A 17166-nucleotide genomic window follows, 5' to 3' on the forward strand; every position below is an offset into this window, starting at 1 on the left:
TCAAGCAGAAGACGGCATACGAGATAATAGTCCGTGACTGGAGTTCAGACGTGTGCGCTTCCGATCTGGACGCGTCTGGCTGATCGCGCAGGGATGAACGCCATGCCTCGCTCCCGCAAGAACCCTGACGCCCTCCTGCTGGACCTCGATGTCTGGGAGGTCCCGATCCGCCTGTCCGACCACGACCTGTTCGCCCACGCCGACGCCGATCTGCGCCGGGACGGGCACCCGGTCGATGAGCGGGAGGATGAACGATGACCGACCCGCTCACGCCGCCGCCCACGCCCTCGCCCCTGGCCGAAGGGCGCTGGCTGTGGCGCCGCCTCTATGTCTTCGCCACCAGCGCCGCCGCCTGGCTGCTGCTGGACCGCCTGATCGTCCTGACGCCGCCCGCCGCCGCGCCGCGGCTGGCCCAGTGGCTGATGGCGCTGCTGGCCCTGATCATGATCCTGTATCTGGTCGCGCCGACGGCCCAGCAGCTGATCGCCAGCCTGCGCACCCTTCGTCCCGGTCTGGGCAGGGAGGGGCGCTGATGGGCTTCCGTCTTTCCGAACGCTCGCTCAGACGGCTGGACGGGGTTCATCCCCGGCTGGTCGCCCTGGCCCGCGAGGCTTTGGCCCTCAGTCCCGTCGACTTCATGGTCACCGAAGGCGTGCGCACGCCCCAACGGCAGGCGGCGCTGGTTCGTGCCGGCGCCAGCCGCACGAAGCACTCACGTCACCTGACCGGCCACGCCATCGACGTGGCGGCCATGGTCGACGGCCAGGTCCGCTGGGACTGGCCGCTCTATCCGCGCATCGCCGCCGCCTTCAAGGCGGCCGCGGTCCGGCAGGGCACGGCCATCGTCTGGGGCGGCGATTGGCCGAGGCTGCGCGATGGGCCGCATTTCGAACTCGATCGGAAGGTGTTCCCGTGAAGATGCCGTCGTTCCTCCGGGTGCTGACCCCGGTCGGCTGGGGTCTGCTGTTTATGGCCCTCGCCCTCGCCGTCGTCTGGCCAGGCCACGGCCTTGGCCTGCGCTGGGATCCGTTCGGCCTGGCCGAGCGGCGCCTGAGGACGGCCGAGGTGCACGCCGCCGCCGCCGCCTCGGACGCCCTCGCGCGCGGCCTCGAAGCCGACGGCATGGCCGAACAGGCCCGCCGCCTCCAACACCACCATCAACAGGCCGTGGCGGTCGAGCGGGCGACCGCTGTCGCGACGGCCCAGGCCCGGAGCGCCCATGACGCCTCTATCCCGCTGGATCCGGCTCGCGCCGATCGCCTTGTCCGCCACGATCGCGAGCTGTGCCGCCTCGCTCCCGCCGTCTGCCGCTCCGCCTCGGCTGAGCCTGCCCCGGCCGGCGATGACGCCTTGCGTGCTGGACAGACTTCCCGAGAGACCGACGCAGGGTGATCTCGAGGTCGCCTATGTCGCCCGCGGCGCCGCCCTGCTCGCCTGTGAGACGGCGCGGGAACTGGCCGTGGAGACCCTCCTGGCGGAGCGAGATCTTCAGGACCGGTGGCGCGCGGCGCAGACGCCGCGCCGTCGCCCCTGGCCCTGGTGAGTTCGTGATCTGGCGGGTCTGGCGCTGTCGGCGCGCCAATTCGCGAAACGGCGCCACGGACCTGTCTGCAACATCTGCCGGGTGGGCGGGCAGTTCTTGCCGGGCGCCCGGCACATCCTGCCGGGTGGTTGACGTGCTTAACAGGAACTAACGCAGGGAAATCAACGGCGGCGACATTGGCACGGGCGATTCCGGTCTGGTCCCGTCCTTGCTGCGACACCGCCGAGCAGAAAGCTCCCGGCAGCCAAAATGGCGTCGGACACCTTGAAGAAGGACTACGTGTCATGGCGCTGAACAGCGTAAACACGAACGTGGGCGCGATGATCGCCCTCCAGAACCTCTCGGTCACCAACAATGAACTGAGCACGGTTCAAAACCGCATCAACACCGGCCTGAAGGTCTCGTCGGCCAAGGACAACGGCGCCATCTGGGCTATCGCCCAGGGGCAACGTGCCGAAATCGGCGCCCTGAACGCCGTCAAGGACAGCCTGAACCGTGGCCAATCGGCCGTGGACGTCAGCCTGGCCGCTGGCGAAAGCGTTTCCGATCTGCTGATCCAGCTGAAGGAAAAGGCCCTCGCCGCGACGGACACGTCGCTGTCGACCTCGGCCCGCAGCGCCCTGAACGAAGACTTCACCTCGATCCGCGACCAGATCGCGACCGTGGTGTCGAACGCCTCGTTCAACGGCGTCAACCTGCTCGACGGCAGCGCGACCGCCGGCTTCAAGGCTCTGGCCAACGTCGCCGGTTCGACCATCACGATCAACGACGAAGACATGAGCCTGTCGGGTTCGATCGTGACGCTGGCCGCCGCTGAGTCGATCAGCAGCGTCAGCACCGCCACGGCCGCCCTGGCCAAGGTGGACGCCTCGATCGACAACGTCTCGGCTTCGCTGGCGCGTCTCGGCACCGGCTCCAAGTCGCTGGCCACCCACCTGAACTTCGTCGGCAAGCTCCAGGACTCCCTGGAAGCCGGCGTCGGCAACCTGGTGGACGCCGATCTGGCCAAGGAGAGCGCCCGACTGCAGGCCCTGCAAACCAAGCAACAGCTGGGTGTGCAGGCGCTGTCGATCGCCAACTCCGGCACCTCCATCCTGCTCGGACTGTTCCGCTAAGGATCGAACGGAAGGGCGGGGCCTCGCGGCTCCGCCCGACCGATCCGCCCGCATGACGCGGAACGCCGGCTGATCGTCGGAGGGAGAGATGGAGAACAATGCCAGGATAGATCCGATCGGCGCGACCGCCGTTCAGCCCGCCGCCGCGTCCGACGCGGGCGGCGATTTCCACGATTCCAGGTTCGCGCAGGAGGCCGAGAGAGCCGCCCGCTATCGCCTGGTGATCGAGGAGGGGCCGCACTCCGGATCCTTCATTTACAAGACGCTGGACCGGATCACCGGCGAAGTCGTCAAACAGCTGCCTCGCGAACAGGTCGTCGATCTGATGCAGGCGGTCCAGTACAGCGCCGGGTCGGTGATCGACACCAAGGCCTGACGCTCTCCAGCGTATCCGGAAGGCCCGCCGCGCAGGAGCGATCCGCGCGGTGAAAATCGTCGTCGGCGGCCGTTAACCATGTGTGCACCGTTCGCCCCCTAGCCTTGGTCAAACCTTGAAGGGCCGAGCCGGATGACGAACAGCGTCCATACCAACACTTCCGCCGCCATCGCGCTGCAGAACCTGACGCGCACCAACGAACGGCTGGGCGATGTGCAGAGCCGTATCTCCACCGGCCTGAAGGTCGAGGGCGCGAAGGACAACGCCGCCATCTGGGCGATCGCCCAGCAGCAGCGGGCCGATGTCGGAGCGTTCGGCGCCGTCAAGCAGAGCCTGGACCGCGCGACTTCGATCGCCGACGTCGCCCTGTCGGCCGGCGAATCGATCTCCGACCTGCTGAACCAGCTGAAGGAGAAGGTGGTCGCCGCGAAGGATTCGTCGCTCAAGACCCAGTCGCGCGAATTGCTGGACGCTGACTTTCGGGCGCTGCTGAAGACCATTTCCTCGGCCGTGAGCAACGCCACCTTCGATGGCGGCAACATCCTCAACGGCACGCTGTCGGTGGGAATTCAGTTCATCGCCAACGCCGACGCCTCGTCGTTCGTCACCCTGTCGGCCAAGGACCTCAGCCTGGGCGGATCGATCATCGAGCTGTCGATGTCGGACAGCCTGCTGACGCTGACCGGCGCGACCCAGGCCCTGACCCGTCTTGACGACTCGATCTCTCAGCTGAACGCGTCCCTCGGCGAGATCGGCGCCCAGGCCAAGCAGATCGAATCGCACAACAGCTTCGTGACCAAGCTGGTCGATACGCTGGAATCCGGGATCGGCAATCTGGTCGACGCGGACCTGGCCAAGGAAAGCGCGCGGCTTCAGGCCTTGCAGGTCCAGCAGCAGCTTGGCGCGCAATCCCTGTCCATCGCCAACCAGGCGCCGCAGATCATCCTGTCGCTGTTCCGGGGCGGCTAAAGCCTCAGACCCGCCCGTTTCCAGAGCGGCCGATATAGACGGGCGCGGGCCGCCGCCGTTGGGCGCGATGGCCGAATCCGTACAGGGCGAGCAGCGATCTCAAGGTTTCGACGACGGCGGACATGCGGCACGTCTCCTGCTTCAACGGCGAGCGCTTAACAATCGCCGCCAGCCATTGTTCCCTGAGTCGCGTTCGGAGTCGCTCCGTCGGCGGACGTTAAGACCTCTTTACGTTCGCCCCGTCACACTGGCGGCCGGGAGCGCGGTGTGATCGACAACAGCTATATCCTGGGACTCTTCGGCGGCGGCGCGCCCATGGCGTCGAACCCGGCGGTGGCGACCGCCTTGCGCGACGCCGCCCGCAAGCAGCCCACGCCGCCGTGGTCCAGCAGTGTCGAGCCGCCCAAACAGGACGCGCTCGTCCGCTCGGCCCTCGGCGGCCGCAAATTCATCAACGAGGGCGCCGCCCAGCTCGATGTGAAGTCCGCGTCGGCCGACTACCGGAAGCTTTTCGCCCTCTATCAGGGGCTGGACACGCTGAACGCCCTCGTCAACCGGGCGGCGACCAAGGGGGTCAGCAGCCTGGAACTGTCCCAGCTGACGAAGCGCTTCACCTCCGGCCTGACCGAGATCGGTTCATGGCTGTCCAGCGCCGAGTTCGACGCCATCCGGATGGTGCAGGGCACTTCGACGATGACCAGCAAGACCACGGCCGCCGTGCCGCGGGACAGCGCCCGATCGGTCACCGGCCCGATCCACGAAGGCTCCGTCGACACGCCTGTGGCCGCCTTCCAGGGCGACACCCGCTTCAGCATCACCATCAAGGTGCCCGTCGGAATCACGGACTCGCAGACCACCGCGGTGCCGATCGACCTCGCCGACATGGGCGCCACGCCCCGGACGCTCGACAACGTCCTGATCCACATCAACAGCAAGCTGGAGGCGGCTGGTTTCGACACCCGTCTGGGCCGTGAGCAGATCAAGGCGGAGCCGAGGACGGTTCAGGTCAACGGCAAGGCCGTGACCCTGCCGGCCGGTCCGGACAAATGGGCCCTGGCCATTCGCGCCTCCTCGACCGAGACCGTCGGCTTCACGGCGGCGGAGACATCGGACGCCGTCTATGTCGTGCAGTCGTCAGGCGCCGAGGGCGGGGCGCAACTGCTGAAATTCCAGAGCGACGGCGGCACGGCGGCCGCGCCGACAGCCGGCGGCGTCGGCGAGACCCACTGGATCGAGGGGCGCGTGTCGCAGGAGGCCCTTCCGGAAGGGGTCGAGGATGTCCGTGCCAGCGCCGTCGCCCCCGACGGTTCCCTATGGATCGTGGCCAACGTCACGGCGGGACCGGACACGCAGCCGATCAAGGGCGTCCAGGACATGGCCCTGATGAAGTATGATCCGGCCGGCCGCCTGGTGGCCACGCGGACGCTCGGCGCCGCCTCGACGGCCAGCGGCTACGCCATCGCGATCGACGCCAACGGCGACGTCGCCGTGGCGGGATCGGTTACGGGCGCGCTGAACACCTCGGCGGCGGACGCCGGAAAGACCGGCGTCGTCGCGGACGTCGCCGACAGCTTTGTCACCGTCTTCGACAAGGATGGCCAGGAAGTCTGGACCCAGCGGCGGGGCGCCCGCGCCGCCGATGAGGCGACCTCGGTCAGCTTCGGCGTCGATGGAACCGTCTATGTCGGCGGCCGTGCCCGCTCCGCTGTGCCCGGGGCCTCCGCGGTGGGCGGGTGGGACAGCTATGTCCAGGCCTTCAAGGCCGGGGAGGCCTATCCGACCGCGGGCATCGTCGCCAAGGCGACGGCGACGACGCAATTCGGCTCGGCCAGCGACGACAGCGTCGACGCCATGACCATCGACGGGTCGAACCTCTACACCGCCGGTGTCGAAGACGGCCGCGCCGTGGTGCGCCACTTCACCCTGGACGCCGCGGGCGCGCCGACCCTGGCCTCGACCCGGGACCTCGGCGCGATCAGCGGCGACGTCAGCGGCGTCTCGGTCTCGGGCGGCCAGGTCATCCTGACCGGCACGAGCCGCGACAGCGGGCTGTCGGCGGGAACGACCACCACGGCCCACTCCGGCGGCAAGGACGTCTTCGTCGCCACCCTGGCCGGCGACCTGACCGCCTCGGCGGGCGACCGGATGACCTGGTACGGCGGGGCGGGCGACGACAGCGCCGCGGACGTCAAGGTCCACAACGGCAAGGTCTGGATCACGGGCGTCGCCGATCGCGATCCCGCCGCGGACGAGACGGACCCGACGAGAGGCTATCTGGCGCGCATCGATCCGCTGAGCGGGGCCGTCGAATACGAGAAGACCTGGTCCGGCGACGGAGACCAGGCGCGCCCCCTGACCTTGGCCGTGGCGGCCGGCGGCGCCAGCGTGCTGGACCGTCTGGGACTGCCGCAGGGCGAGATCGACCAGAGCGATTCCAAGCGGCTGGTCGACGCGACCTCTTTGCGGGTCGGCGACCGCTTCTACATCAGTCCGGCCGACGGCGGGCGTTCGGTGTCGGTCACCATCGCGGCCAAGGACACCCTGGCCAGTCTGGCGCGCAAGATCGAGATCGCCTCGAACGGCAAGCTGAAGGTGACCGTGGCGTCCGAGGGCGGCTCCATCACGGGCAGGAGCGGCGAGGTCACCACCACCATGGGCGGTTTCCAGCGCCTGTCGATCATGGCGCGCGACGGAAAGTCCGGGGCCGTGCTGACCCCGGGCGAGACGGGGCGGAACGCCCTGGCCGGGCTCGGGCTGTCGTCCGGCTATATCGGCGCCTCGACGGGCGACGACGTCCGCAAGACCTTCGGCCTCGACCTTCCGGGCGATCTCCGGCTGGGGGACGCCGCTGCGGTCAAGACCGCTGGTGAGCGAATCCAGGCCGCGATGAAGGCCGTCCGCGACGCCTACCGCTCGCTGGACCCGGCCACCGCGGCGTCCGCCGCCGTCAGCGGGCCGGTCCCCGCCTATCTGACGAACCAGCTCGCCAACTATCAGGCCGCCTTGGCGCGATTGGGCGGCTAGGGTTGGGCCAAGCCCGTTGACGCGGCATGGCCCGGCAGGGTTATTGGACTCCCCAGCCGCGCGAGCTCTCAATGCCTCAGGATAACCGCATCCTCATCGCCCTCGGCGCCGGCCTTGCGGTCGTCGCCGCCGTGGTGATCGGCCTGGTGTTTTCAGGAGGGCGCGACCGCGACCCCGCTCCGCCGCCGGCTGCGCAGGGCGGACTGACGGTCGATGTCGCCGAGGCGCCCGAACTGAATACGACCCGGGAGCTGCGCTGCTACGTCGACGGGCAGTTCGTCGGCCTGGCGACCCTGCCGGATTGCGCGCGGCGTAACGGCGTGGCCACCGACTCTCTCGACGTCGGGGTCGACGAAACGGGCGCCCTGGTCGCCCTGCCGGCCGCGCCGGTCGTCGAGCCGCCGGTCGAGCTGATCGAGCCGATGCCTGCGGCGACGCCGGAACCCGGCCAGCCCGAACCGGCCCCGGTTCAGGCCGCGGCCGGCGCTCAGTGCCTGCGCCACACGGGTTCCGACTGGCGTGCCCTGTCGTCCAATATGAGCCTGAACGCCTGTGTGCAGGCGCTCTATTCCGGCACCTGCGTCCGGCCCGGCGACGCCCTGTATGGCCGTTGGGGCAATACGACCCTGCGGCTCGTGCCCCGGCGGGTCGAGCAGTCGCCCGACAACAATCGCTTCCGCACCTTGGTCGAACAGGACCGCAGCTGCCAATTCCCGGACCTCCGTTGATGACCCGCGCTCCCTATTTCATGGCCCTCGGCCTCGGCGCACTGGCCCTGGCGAGCTGCAACGACTCCGTCGAGGCTCCATACGTGCAAGGCGTTTGCTTCGCCGTTGAAGTCGGCGAGGAGGGGGAGGCCCCCGTCTTCAACAAGCTGGCCGAGAACCAGCCCCAGATCGAACACTGCGCGGCGCGCCTGGAGGAGATGCGGCTACGTTTCCTGCGTCAGGGCGGCAGCCGTCAGGAAGTCACCGGCGCCTATCACGGGCAGTACATCTTCATCGATCGCGAGGGGGTGTGGATCGGCAAGTCGCTTGAGGGCTCCCGCTTCATCGCCATGGCGCGGACCGGTGACGGCCGGCTGGCGGTGCCGGGTGCTATCGCGCGGGACGAGACCGGTCGTCCGATCGGCGTTGCGGCGCCGCCCGAACCCTCGCCCTCGCCAGCTACGGCCCCGTAGCGAACAAAACTGGAACATCGAGCCGCGATCAGCTAGGGTTGCGGCCACGAAATCAACCCGGCCCCGCCGGCGCCTGGCGCCCCGGGGCCCAATGAACAACCGGCCTCAAGCCAGCACCAAGCATGGCGGGCCTGCAAAAAGGATTCGATGATGGCGGGCAGCGTCAACAAGGTCATTCTGGTCGGCAACCTGGGCAAGGACCCGGAAATCCGCACGCTCAACTCCGGCGAACGCGTCGCCAACCTGTCGCTCGCGACCTCGGAGCAGTGGCGCGACAAGGCCACCGGCGAGCGCAAGGAGAAGACCGAGTGGCACCGGGTGGTCATCTTCAACGAGAACATCGTCAAGGTGGCCGAGAATTATCTGAAGAAGGGCTCGACCGTTTACATCGAGGGCTCGCTGCAGACCCGCAAATACGAGCAGAACGGCGTCGAGAAATACTCCACCGAGATCGTGCTGCAGAAATTCCGCGGTGAGCTGACCATGCTGGGCGGCCGCGCCGACAGCGCCGGCGGCGCCTCGCGCGGCGGTGACGACGACTATTCCTCCGGCTTCTCGACCGGCGGCGCCAACAAGCCGAGCGGTCCCAAGGAAAGCTACGACCTGAACGACGACATCCCGTTCTAGGAATCGATCGGGCCGGGGGGCGACGACAGTGGCGCCTCGGGTGCTGGTGCTGGGAGCCAACGGCTTCATCGGCGCCCATGTGGCCGCCGCCCTTGCGGAGGCCGGATGGACGGTCCGCGCCGGCGCGCGCGATCCACGGGCGGCGGCGCGCCGGGCGCCCGGCCTGGCGTGGGTGAATGCCGATTTCGCCGACCTCCTCCACGCCGACGACTGGGCCCCGCTGCTGGACGGGATCGACGCGGTGGTCAACTGCATCGGCGTGCTTCAGGACGGCGGCCGGGACAGCACCGCCATCGCCCATGTCTCCGGTCCGCGCGCCCTGATCGCCGCGTGCGAGGCGCTGGACGTGCGACGGGTGGTCCATCTGTCGGCGGTCGGAGCGGAGGCCGAGGCGGGCACGTCCTATGGGCGTAGCAAGGCGCAGGGGGAGGGGCTGTTCGAGGCCAGTTCGCTGGACTGGCTGATCCTGCGCCCGTCCCTGGTGGTCGCGCGGCCGGTGTTCGGGGGCACGGGCCTGATCCGCGCCCTGGCGGCGTTTCCCGGCTTCATTCCGGCGCCGGGCGGTGGACAGCGGTTCCGGCCCGTGGCGATGGACGATCTTTGCGCCGCCGTCGTCGCGGGCCTGGCCCCGGGCGCGCCGGTCCGGCGCAAGCTCGACGTGGCGGGCCCGCAGAGCCTGACCCTGGCGGAAATCCTCGTCGCCTATCGGGGCTGGCTGGGACTGAAGCCGGCGCCGGTCGTCGCCCTGCCCGACGTTCTCACCGCCCCCGCCATCGCCCTGGGCGATCTGGCCGGATGGCTGGGATGGTCCTCGCCGCTGCGGTCGGCCTCGATCCGCCAGATGAATTACGGGGTGGAGGGCGATCCGGATCGATGGGTGGCGGAGCTGGGCGTGCGGCCGCGGAGCCTGGCCGCCCACCTGACCCGGACGCCCGCTTCGGTGCAGGACGTCTGGCACGCCCGTCTGTGGTGCGTGCGGCCCGTCGCGATCGTCACGCTCAGCCTGTTCTGGATCCTGACGGGGCTGATCAGTTTCGGACCGGGCCGGGAGGCGGCGCTGGCCGTTCTGGCGGAGGGCGGCTACGGCGCGAGCGCCCCGGTGGTCGCGGGGTTCGGCGCCCTGCTGGACGTCGTGCTCGGTCTGGCCCTGCTGGTCCGGCCGTGGACCGCGCGCGTGGCGATGCTGATGGCGCTCGGCACGGTCGGCTACCTTGTCGCCGCGTCGATCAGTCTGCCGCACTACTGGCTGGACCCGCTCGGGCCATGGCTCAAGGTGCTGCCGATGATGGCGCTCTGCCTGTTCGTCGCGGCCACGGACGAGCGGCGATGACCGACCTCCTCAAGCTGATCCATGTCCTGTCCGGAGCGGTGCTGTTCGGCACGGGGCTGGGCATCGCCTTTTTCATGGTCTGGGCGACCCGCACCCGGGACGCCCGGGTGGTGGCCGGGGTGGCCCGCATCGTCGTGGTCGCCGACTTCCTGTTCACCGCGAGCGCGGTCGTGATCCAGCCCCTGACCGGCTTCTGGCTGATCCGCCTTCACGGCTACGGCCTGACGGAGCGGTGGCTGCTGGCCACCTACGGCCTCTACGTCTTCGTTGGCCTGTGCTGGCTGCCGGTCGTCTGGATTCAATGGCGCATGGCCCGTCTGGCCGAGGCTGCCGCGTCGAGGGGCGAAGGCCTGCCGTCGGCCTATGACCGCCTGTACTGGACATGGTTCGCCCTCGGCTGGCCGGCGTTCGCGGCGGTGATCGGAATCTACGCCCTGATGCTGTTCAAACCGGCGCTGTGAGCCACATTCGGAAATGCAAAGTGTCGTGCGGCGGCCGCGCCGCACAGGCTAATCGAGTCCCGTGACCACGCCCGACAAGCCCCACAGCCCGCTCTCCCTGATCGAGATCGCCGCCATCGTGGCCGTGGTGGTGATCTGGGGCGTCAACAACGCGGCGGCCAAGCTGGCGACCGAGACGGTGCCGCCCTTGCTGGTCGGGGCCCTGCGCTTCGCCTTGGCGGCGATGTGCCTGATCCCGTTCGTGCGCCCGCCGTTTCCAAACTGGAAGAGCCTGCTGATCATCGTCGGCGTCGGCGGGCCGATCCACTACGGCCTGATCTATCTCGCGTTCTGGCTGGCGCAGGACGTCAGCCCGGTCTCGGTCGCGGCCCAGCTGTGGGTGCCGTTCACGGCCCTGTTCGCCTTCCTGCTGCTGCGCGAGCGGTTGTCGCGGTCCGCGATGGTCGGCATGGGCGTCGCCTTCGTGGGCGTGGCCTGGATGACGCTGGATCCGCATGCCATCGCGGACTGGAAGGCTATCCTCGTCGGAATCGCAGCCAGCGCCGCCTGGGCCATCACCACCGTGGTCGCGCGTCGGACGACGTCGATCCCGCCGCTGAAGATGCAGGGCCTGCTGGCGCTGACCGCCCTGCCCAGCCTCGCCTTCGCCTCGGCCGTGTTCGAGCGCGGGCAGGTCGAGGCGCTCCAGCAGGCCACGCCGCTGGTTTGGGCCTGCGTGCTCTGGGCCGGGCTGGTGTCGTCGGTGCTGGCCACCACCATGGTCTTCTGGCTGGTCCAGAAACGCGAGGCCGGGCGGGTCACGCCCTACCTGCTGGCCACGCCGGTGGTCTCGATCCTGATCGGCTGGCTGTTCATGGGCGACGTGCTGACGACGCAGATCCTCACCGGGGCGGCCCTGACCATCGGCGGGGTGGCCGTCGTGGCGCTTGCGGAGCGGGGCCTCAGGGCGGGCGCTGCAAAGGCCTAGGGCGTTTCCGAGGGCGCGGCGTCAGAACGCCCCGTGTTGGCCGAATGTCTGCGACCCTTCTTTGGGGTGCGGCGAGCGTGTCGAGTGCGCGGCAGCACTGTGACCGGATTGTTACAGGCGTGGCCTTGATCGGGCGCCGATTGGCCACATTCGCTTGCCGCTGCCGCTGTTGCTGATAGCTTGAGAATTCGAACGGAGTCCGTCGTGAGGCGGAAGCCGCGTCTCGCATTCATAATCGGTTGGGGCCTATCTCATGCTTCTCAAGCGCAAATATCTTTTCGGCACGACGATCCTGGCGGGCGTCATGGCCGCCACGGCTCCGGCTCTGGCTCAAGAAACCCAGCTGCCGGGCGTCGACGTCCAGGGGCAGCAGCCGGTGGCGACCGAAATTGAAGAGGTCGTCATCACCGGTTCGCGTATCCGCCGCGATCCCACCAACTCCCCGACCCCGCTGATCTCGGTCTCCCGGGAAGATCTGCTGACCACGGGTCAGACGACGGTGATCGACTATCTCGCCACCATCCCGGCCCTGTCGAACTCGGTCGTTCCGTCCGACACCACGGGCTCGGGCCTCGGTGACGGCGGCCTGTCGCTGGCCAACCTGCGCTCGCTCGGCTCCAACCGCACTCTGACCCTGGTGGACGGTCGCCGCCACGTCGGCTCGAACGGCGGCTCGCTCGCGGTCGATATCGACACCATCCCGCGCCTGCTGATCGAGAACATCGAGATCGTCACCGGCGGCGCCTCGTCGGTGTACGGCGCCGACGCCGTCTCCGGCGTGCTGAACTTCGTCCTGCGCAAGGACTTCGAAGGCGTCGAGATCGATGCCAACTACGGCATGATCAACGAAGACGGTCAGGCGTCGCGCCGTATTTCGGCCCTGATCGGCCACAATTTCTTCGACGACCGCCTGAACCTGTACGGCCACGCCGAATATGAACAGGTCGACGCCGTCACCTCGTTCGACATCGACTGGATCGACGAGGGCTACTACCTGCTCGGCACGGACGCCGACCCGACCAACCCGGCGCTGGGCGCGCCGACGGACGGCGACATTGATGCCCAGCTGTTCCGCGCGCCGCTGCGTATGGATCGCCCGCAGTGGGGTCAGACGACCATCGTCCACCAGACGCAGTTCAGCCCGACCAGCGACCCCGACGTCGCCAACTTCGCCGGCAGCTCCTGCTTCTTCACCTACGCTTCGAGCTGCTATGCGGTGGCTCCGGGCTACACCTACTGGTACGACGGCACGACCGCCCGTCCGGCCAACTTCGGCACCCGGATCGGCAACACCGGCGTGAGCCGTCCGTACAACTACGGCGGCGATGGCGTGAACGCGGCGAACTTCTCGACCCTGTCGCGGGTGCCCGAGTCGGAATCGGCCCGCTTCCAGGTCGGGGGCAACCTCGAGCTGACCAGCAACGTCGAGGCCTTCTTCGAGGTCAAGCACGTCGTCGAGGACACCTTCGACGTCAGCCAGCCGACCTTCTTCGACTTCGACCTGGACAACACCTCCTACGCGCCCACCCAGTTGAACTCGATCTGGGGCGTGCAGTCGATCGACCTGCGCTGGGACGATAACGCCTTCCTGCCGACGCTGGTGAAGAACGCCATCGCCACCAACATGCTCAACGTGTACGGCCCGGCGACCGCGAACAACCCGAGCCCGCTGCTCGGCCAGGTGCCGCTCCAGCTGGCGCGCCACACCATGTTCGGTCCCGACCGGACCCAGGAGAACGAGCGCGTTCTGACCCGCTACGTCGCCGGCCTGCGGGGGTCGCTCGACCAGATGCTGTTCGTCGACAACATCAACTGGGATATCGGCTACACCTACGGTGAGGTCGAGGTCGAGAACCGCGAACGCGGCGTCGACTCGCTTCGGTTCGCCCTCGCGGCCGACTCGGTCGTCGACACCGCCGGCCTGGTCAACGGCACGCCGGGCGAGATCGTCTGCCGCGCCCAGCTGCTGGACGCCCAAGGCCTGCCGCTGGTGTTCGGTGGCGGCATCTTCGGCGGTGACGATGTCCGCACCATGCAGGGTTACGGCCAAGCCGATGTCGATCAGTGCGTGCCGCTGAACATCTTCGGCGATGGCAACCAGAGCCCCGAGGCCCTGGCCTATGTGGACGCCACGATCGGCATCACCGAGCGTAACGAGCAGGAGCAGTTCATCGCTTCGGTCGCCGGCGAGCTGTGGGACTTCTGGGGAGCCGGCGCGATCGGCGTCGCCGTCGGCGCCGAACACCGCCGCGAGTATACCGAAGGCGTGGGCCGTGACCGGGACACCAACGGTCGTCTGCTGTTCATGAACACCGGCCCTGACTTTGCGGGCGCCGAGTACGAGAGTGACGAGGCCTTCGCCGAACTCTCGATCCCGCTGTTCCGCGACAGCTGGCTGGGCGAGTACGCTGAACTCAGCGGTTCGTACCGCTACGCCGACTATTCGACGGTGGGAGAGGTGGACGTCTACGGCGTGAACCTGATCTATCGTCCGATCCAGGACATCGCCTTCAAGACCAGCTTCAACTCCTCGGTGCGCGTGCCGGACCTGGGTGAGAACTTCTCGCCCTTCAGCCAGACCTTCGCCAACGGCTTCACCGATCCCTGCTCCACGGCGGTGATCGGCAACCTGACCGACGACGAAGTCCGCGATAACCGTATCGCCAACTGCACCACGCTCGCGGCCCAGCAGGGCTTCGCGTTCGACTTCGCCGGCGCCACGGTGACGACGACCGACGACTTCCTGCCCAACTACACCTCGGGCATCGCGGGCGTTCTGGGCGGCAACCCGTTCCTGAAGCCGGAAACGTCCGAGTCCTTCACCTTCTCGACCGTGATCCAGCCCCGGTTCATGCCGAACTTCTCGCTGGTCCTGGATTACTACGAGATCGAGATCGAGGACGTCATCGCTTCGGTTTCGGCCCAAGCCGCGGCGAACAACTGCGTCAGCGGCGACACGCTGAACCAGGCCGCCTGCGACACGATCTTCCGTAATCGCGGTACGGCCGGCACGGACTTCTGGGTCGGCGGTCCGGTCGGTGATCCGATCGGCGGTTTCATCCAGGGCTCGATCAACTACGCCGCCCTGGCCACGCGCGGTCTGGACTTCACGGCGCGCTACAGCGTCGACATGGAAGAGACCTTCGGCCGCAACTGGGGTCGTCTGGACTACTCCATCGGCGGTCTGTGGCTGATCGAGCAGGAGCAGTTCCTGAACTCCTCCGATCCGGAAGACGGCACCGAGCTGAGCAGCGGCCTGTTCTACCCGCGCGTCCGCTTCACCTCGTCGCTGACCTACTCGCCCAACGACGTCTGGAGCGTGAACTGGACGATGGACTGGCAGACCTCGCAGGACATCGTCCAACTGCGGAACCTGGTTGGGAACGTCGACAACCGGCCGGTCGAGTACACCGACACGGGCAACTACGCCCGCCACGACTTCACGGTGCGCTGGAACGTCCGCGACGATCTCTCGCTGCGCGCGGGCGTGGTCAACGCCTTCGACGCCGAACAGGCCCCGTGGCTTGGCACGACGCTGTACTCGAACTTCGACCCGTACGGCCCGCGCTACTTCATCGGCCTGAACTACCGTCCGTTCTAAGACGAACGACACCATCAAGACTGGAGAGGGCGGCTCGCGAGAGCCGCCCTTTTCTTTGTCCACAGGGCTATTTGCCGTGAAGGTTAACGATTCCCGTGGCTCGCGGCCCGACTCAGACTATCCGGTAACACTCCCTTAAGCAGATGGGGTGTTTCCTTAACGCGCTCATAACCAATGCGATTCGGCGGGGTTTTCGCATTGGCGGCGTTCAAGGGCAGGGTCGGATAAGGTCGGATAAGAATATGTCTCTCTCGCTGGTGCGTCCGCAACACACGGAACTGAAGCCCCGCATCGTTGTCTTCGGCGTCGGCGGCGCCGGCGGCAACGCCGTCAACAACATGATCGACGCCGGCCTTGAAGGCGTCGAGTTCGTCGTCGCCAACACCGACGCGCAGCATCTGTCGTTCGCCAAGACCGACCGCCGCGTCCAGCTGGGCGAGACCATCACCCAGGGCCTGGGCGCGGGCGCCCATCCCGAGGTCGGCATGAACGCCGCCGAGGAATCGGCCGAGGAGATCTACGGGCACCTGGACGGTGCCCACATGGTCTTCATCACCGCCGGCATGGGCGGCGGCACCGGCACCGGCGCGGCCCCCGTCATCGCCAAATGCGCCCGCGACCGCGGCATCCTGACGGTCGGCGTGGTGACCAAGCCCTTCACCTTCGAGGGCCGTCACCGCATGCGCTTGGCCGACGCCGGCATCGCCGAGCTGCAGCGCTACGTCGACACCCTGATCGTCATCCCGAACCAAAACCTGTTCCGCGTCGCCAACGAGCGCACCACCTTCGCCGACGCCTTCGGCATGGCCGACCAGGTGCTGCACTCGGGCGTCCGCTCGATCACCGACCTGATGATCCTGCCGGGCCTGATCAACCTCGACTTCGCCGACGTCCGCGCCGTCATGTCCGAAATGGGCAAGGCGATGATGGGCACGGGCGAGGCCTCGGGCGACGACCGCGCCCTGATGGCGGCCCAGAACGCCATCGCCAACCCGCTGCTGGACGAAACCTCGCTGAAGGGCGCCAAGGCCGTTCTGGTGAACATCACCGGCGGCATGGACATGACCCTGCTGGAAGTCGACGAGGCCGCCAACGCCATCGCCGGCGAGGTTGACGCCGACGCCAACATCATCTTCGGCGCCGCCTTCGACCCGGCCCTGGACGGCAAGATCCGCGTCTCGGTCGTGGCCACCGGCATGGAAGACCTGGCCGCGGCCCAGTCGCCGTCGTCGACCTCGAGCCCGGTCTTCGACACCCGCCGCCCGGCCCCGTCGTACGCCGCCTCGCGCGCCGAGCCGGTGCGTCAGGAAGCGGTGCGGGAGCCGGTTCGCGCCGAGGCCCCCCGCCAGGCGGAGCCGGCTCCGATCGTCCCGACCTTCCAGTCCAGCCAGCCGACCTACGGTACGGCGGCCCGCGCGCCTGAGCCGCGCCCGGAGCCCGTGATCCACGTCGCCGAGGACCGCGCTCTCGAGCCGATCGTCGACCCCTGGGTCGAGGAATACGAATCCGCGCCGCGCACCGCCGCCCAGGCGGAGGCCCCGGTGGCCCAGGGCGACCTCTACATGGATCGCATGGGCGAGCGCCCGGCGCCCACGCCCGAGCCGCGCCGGGAAGAGCCCGCCTACGACGATCTGGACGACCGGGACCACCGCAAGTCGGGCTGGAGCCTGTTCGGTCGCGGCAAGCGTCAGACGACCCAGCCCACCTACGCGCCGCAATCGCGCACCACCGAGATGCGCTCGACCAGCCAGGTCCAGCCGACGCCCGAGCCCGAACAGGGTGAGGCCGAGGACGATCTGGAGATTCCGTCCTTCCTGCGCCGCCTCGCCAACTAGGCCGCGACACCTGGAACGTCAGGCCGCCCCGGAGCCCAGGCTCCGGGGCGGTCGCCGTTCCGGACTGTGTCAGACCGAAACAATCCGAAACCCGACTTTCATTTTCCCCTCGCTCCGGGGCCGCTAGACGGTTCGTGG

The 17166-nt window shown here is 68.3% G+C and carries 16 protein-coding genes; all 16 read left to right on the forward strand.

Annotated elements, in window-relative coordinates:
- Positions 1–102 precede the first annotated feature (102 nt).
- The 16 genes from ACSQ1L_RS12620 to ftsZ all read left to right on the forward strand — a co-directional run bounded on the left by ACSQ1L_RS12620 (position 103) and on the right by ftsZ (position 17028).
- Positions 103–258, forward strand: a complete 156-nt coding sequence (locus ACSQ1L_RS12620; protein WP_435995117.1) for a hypothetical protein — start codon at positions 103–105, stop codon at positions 256–258.
- On the forward strand, positions 255–533 hold the full coding sequence (locus tag ACSQ1L_RS12625) for a hypothetical protein (RefSeq protein WP_435995119.1): 279 nt from the start codon (positions 255–257) through the stop codon (positions 531–533). The genes ACSQ1L_RS12620 and ACSQ1L_RS12625 overlap by 4 nt, the downstream gene beginning before the upstream one ends.
- Positions 533–916 (forward strand): M15 family metallopeptidase, encoded by a 384-nt coding sequence (locus tag ACSQ1L_RS12630; protein WP_435995121.1) that lies wholly within the window; start codon positions 533–535, stop codon positions 914–916. Before ACSQ1L_RS12625 ends, ACSQ1L_RS12630 begins: the two co-directional genes overlap by 1 nt.
- A gap of 2 nt (positions 917–918) precedes the next feature.
- Positions 919–1392, forward strand: coding sequence for a hypothetical protein (locus ACSQ1L_RS12635; protein WP_435995263.1), 474 nt, complete (start codon positions 919–921; stop codon positions 1390–1392).
- A gap of 435 nt (positions 1393–1827) precedes the next feature.
- On the forward strand, positions 1828–2658 hold the full coding sequence (locus tag ACSQ1L_RS12640) for a flagellin (protein WP_435995123.1): 831 nt from the start codon (positions 1828–1830) through the stop codon (positions 2656–2658).
- Between the two features lie 88 nt (positions 2659–2746).
- Positions 2747–3034, forward strand: coding sequence for a flagellar protein FlaG (locus ACSQ1L_RS12645; protein ID WP_435995125.1), 288 nt, complete (start codon positions 2747–2749; stop codon positions 3032–3034).
- A gap of 132 nt (positions 3035–3166) precedes the next feature.
- Entirely contained in the window at positions 3167–4003 is an 837-nt protein-coding gene (locus ACSQ1L_RS12650; protein ID WP_435995127.1) for a flagellin, read from the forward strand.
- 267 nt (positions 4004–4270) lie between these two features.
- Positions 4271–7027: a transcriptional regulator gene (locus ACSQ1L_RS12655; RefSeq protein WP_435995128.1), complete on the forward strand. Its 2757-nt coding sequence runs from the start codon at positions 4271–4273 to the stop codon at positions 7025–7027.
- Between the two features lie 71 nt (positions 7028–7098).
- Positions 7099–7755: a hypothetical protein gene (locus ACSQ1L_RS12660; protein WP_435995130.1), complete on the forward strand. Its 657-nt coding sequence runs from the start codon at positions 7099–7101 to the stop codon at positions 7753–7755.
- Positions 7755–8207, forward strand: coding sequence for a hypothetical protein (locus tag ACSQ1L_RS12665; RefSeq protein WP_435995132.1), 453 nt, complete (start codon positions 7755–7757; stop codon positions 8205–8207). Before ACSQ1L_RS12660 ends, ACSQ1L_RS12665 begins: the two co-directional genes overlap by 1 nt.
- A gap of 150 nt (positions 8208–8357) precedes the next feature.
- A complete protein-coding gene (gene ssb / locus ACSQ1L_RS12670) occupies positions 8358–8834 on the forward strand; it encodes a single-stranded DNA-binding protein (protein ID WP_435995134.1) in 477 nt (158 codons plus the stop codon).
- Positions 8835–8862: 28 nt separating this feature from the next.
- On the forward strand, positions 8863–10164 hold the full coding sequence (locus ACSQ1L_RS12675; RefSeq protein WP_435995136.1) for an SDR family oxidoreductase: 1302 nt from the start codon (positions 8863–8865) through the stop codon (positions 10162–10164).
- Positions 10161–10625, forward strand: coding sequence for a DUF2269 family protein (locus ACSQ1L_RS12680; protein WP_435995138.1), 465 nt, complete (start codon positions 10161–10163; stop codon positions 10623–10625). Before ACSQ1L_RS12675 ends, ACSQ1L_RS12680 begins: the two co-directional genes overlap by 4 nt.
- 61 nt (positions 10626–10686) lie before the next feature.
- Positions 10687–11592 (forward strand): DMT family transporter, encoded by a 906-nt coding sequence (locus ACSQ1L_RS12685; RefSeq protein ID WP_435995140.1) that lies wholly within the window; start codon positions 10687–10689, stop codon positions 11590–11592.
- Between the two features lie 253 nt (positions 11593–11845).
- Positions 11846–15193: a TonB-dependent receptor domain-containing protein gene (locus tag ACSQ1L_RS12690; RefSeq protein WP_435995142.1), complete on the forward strand. Its 3348-nt coding sequence runs from the start codon at positions 11846–11848 to the stop codon at positions 15191–15193.
- 242 nt (positions 15194–15435) lie between these two features.
- Positions 15436–17028, forward strand: coding sequence for a cell division protein FtsZ (gene ftsZ / locus ACSQ1L_RS12695; RefSeq protein WP_435995144.1), 1593 nt, complete (start codon positions 15436–15438; stop codon positions 17026–17028).
- The last annotated feature ends 138 nt before the right edge of the window (positions 17029–17166 follow it).

The organism is Brevundimonas sp. LjRoot202, from assembly GCF_964253355.1.
Lineage (GTDB): Bacteria > Pseudomonadota > Alphaproteobacteria > Caulobacterales > Caulobacteraceae > Brevundimonas.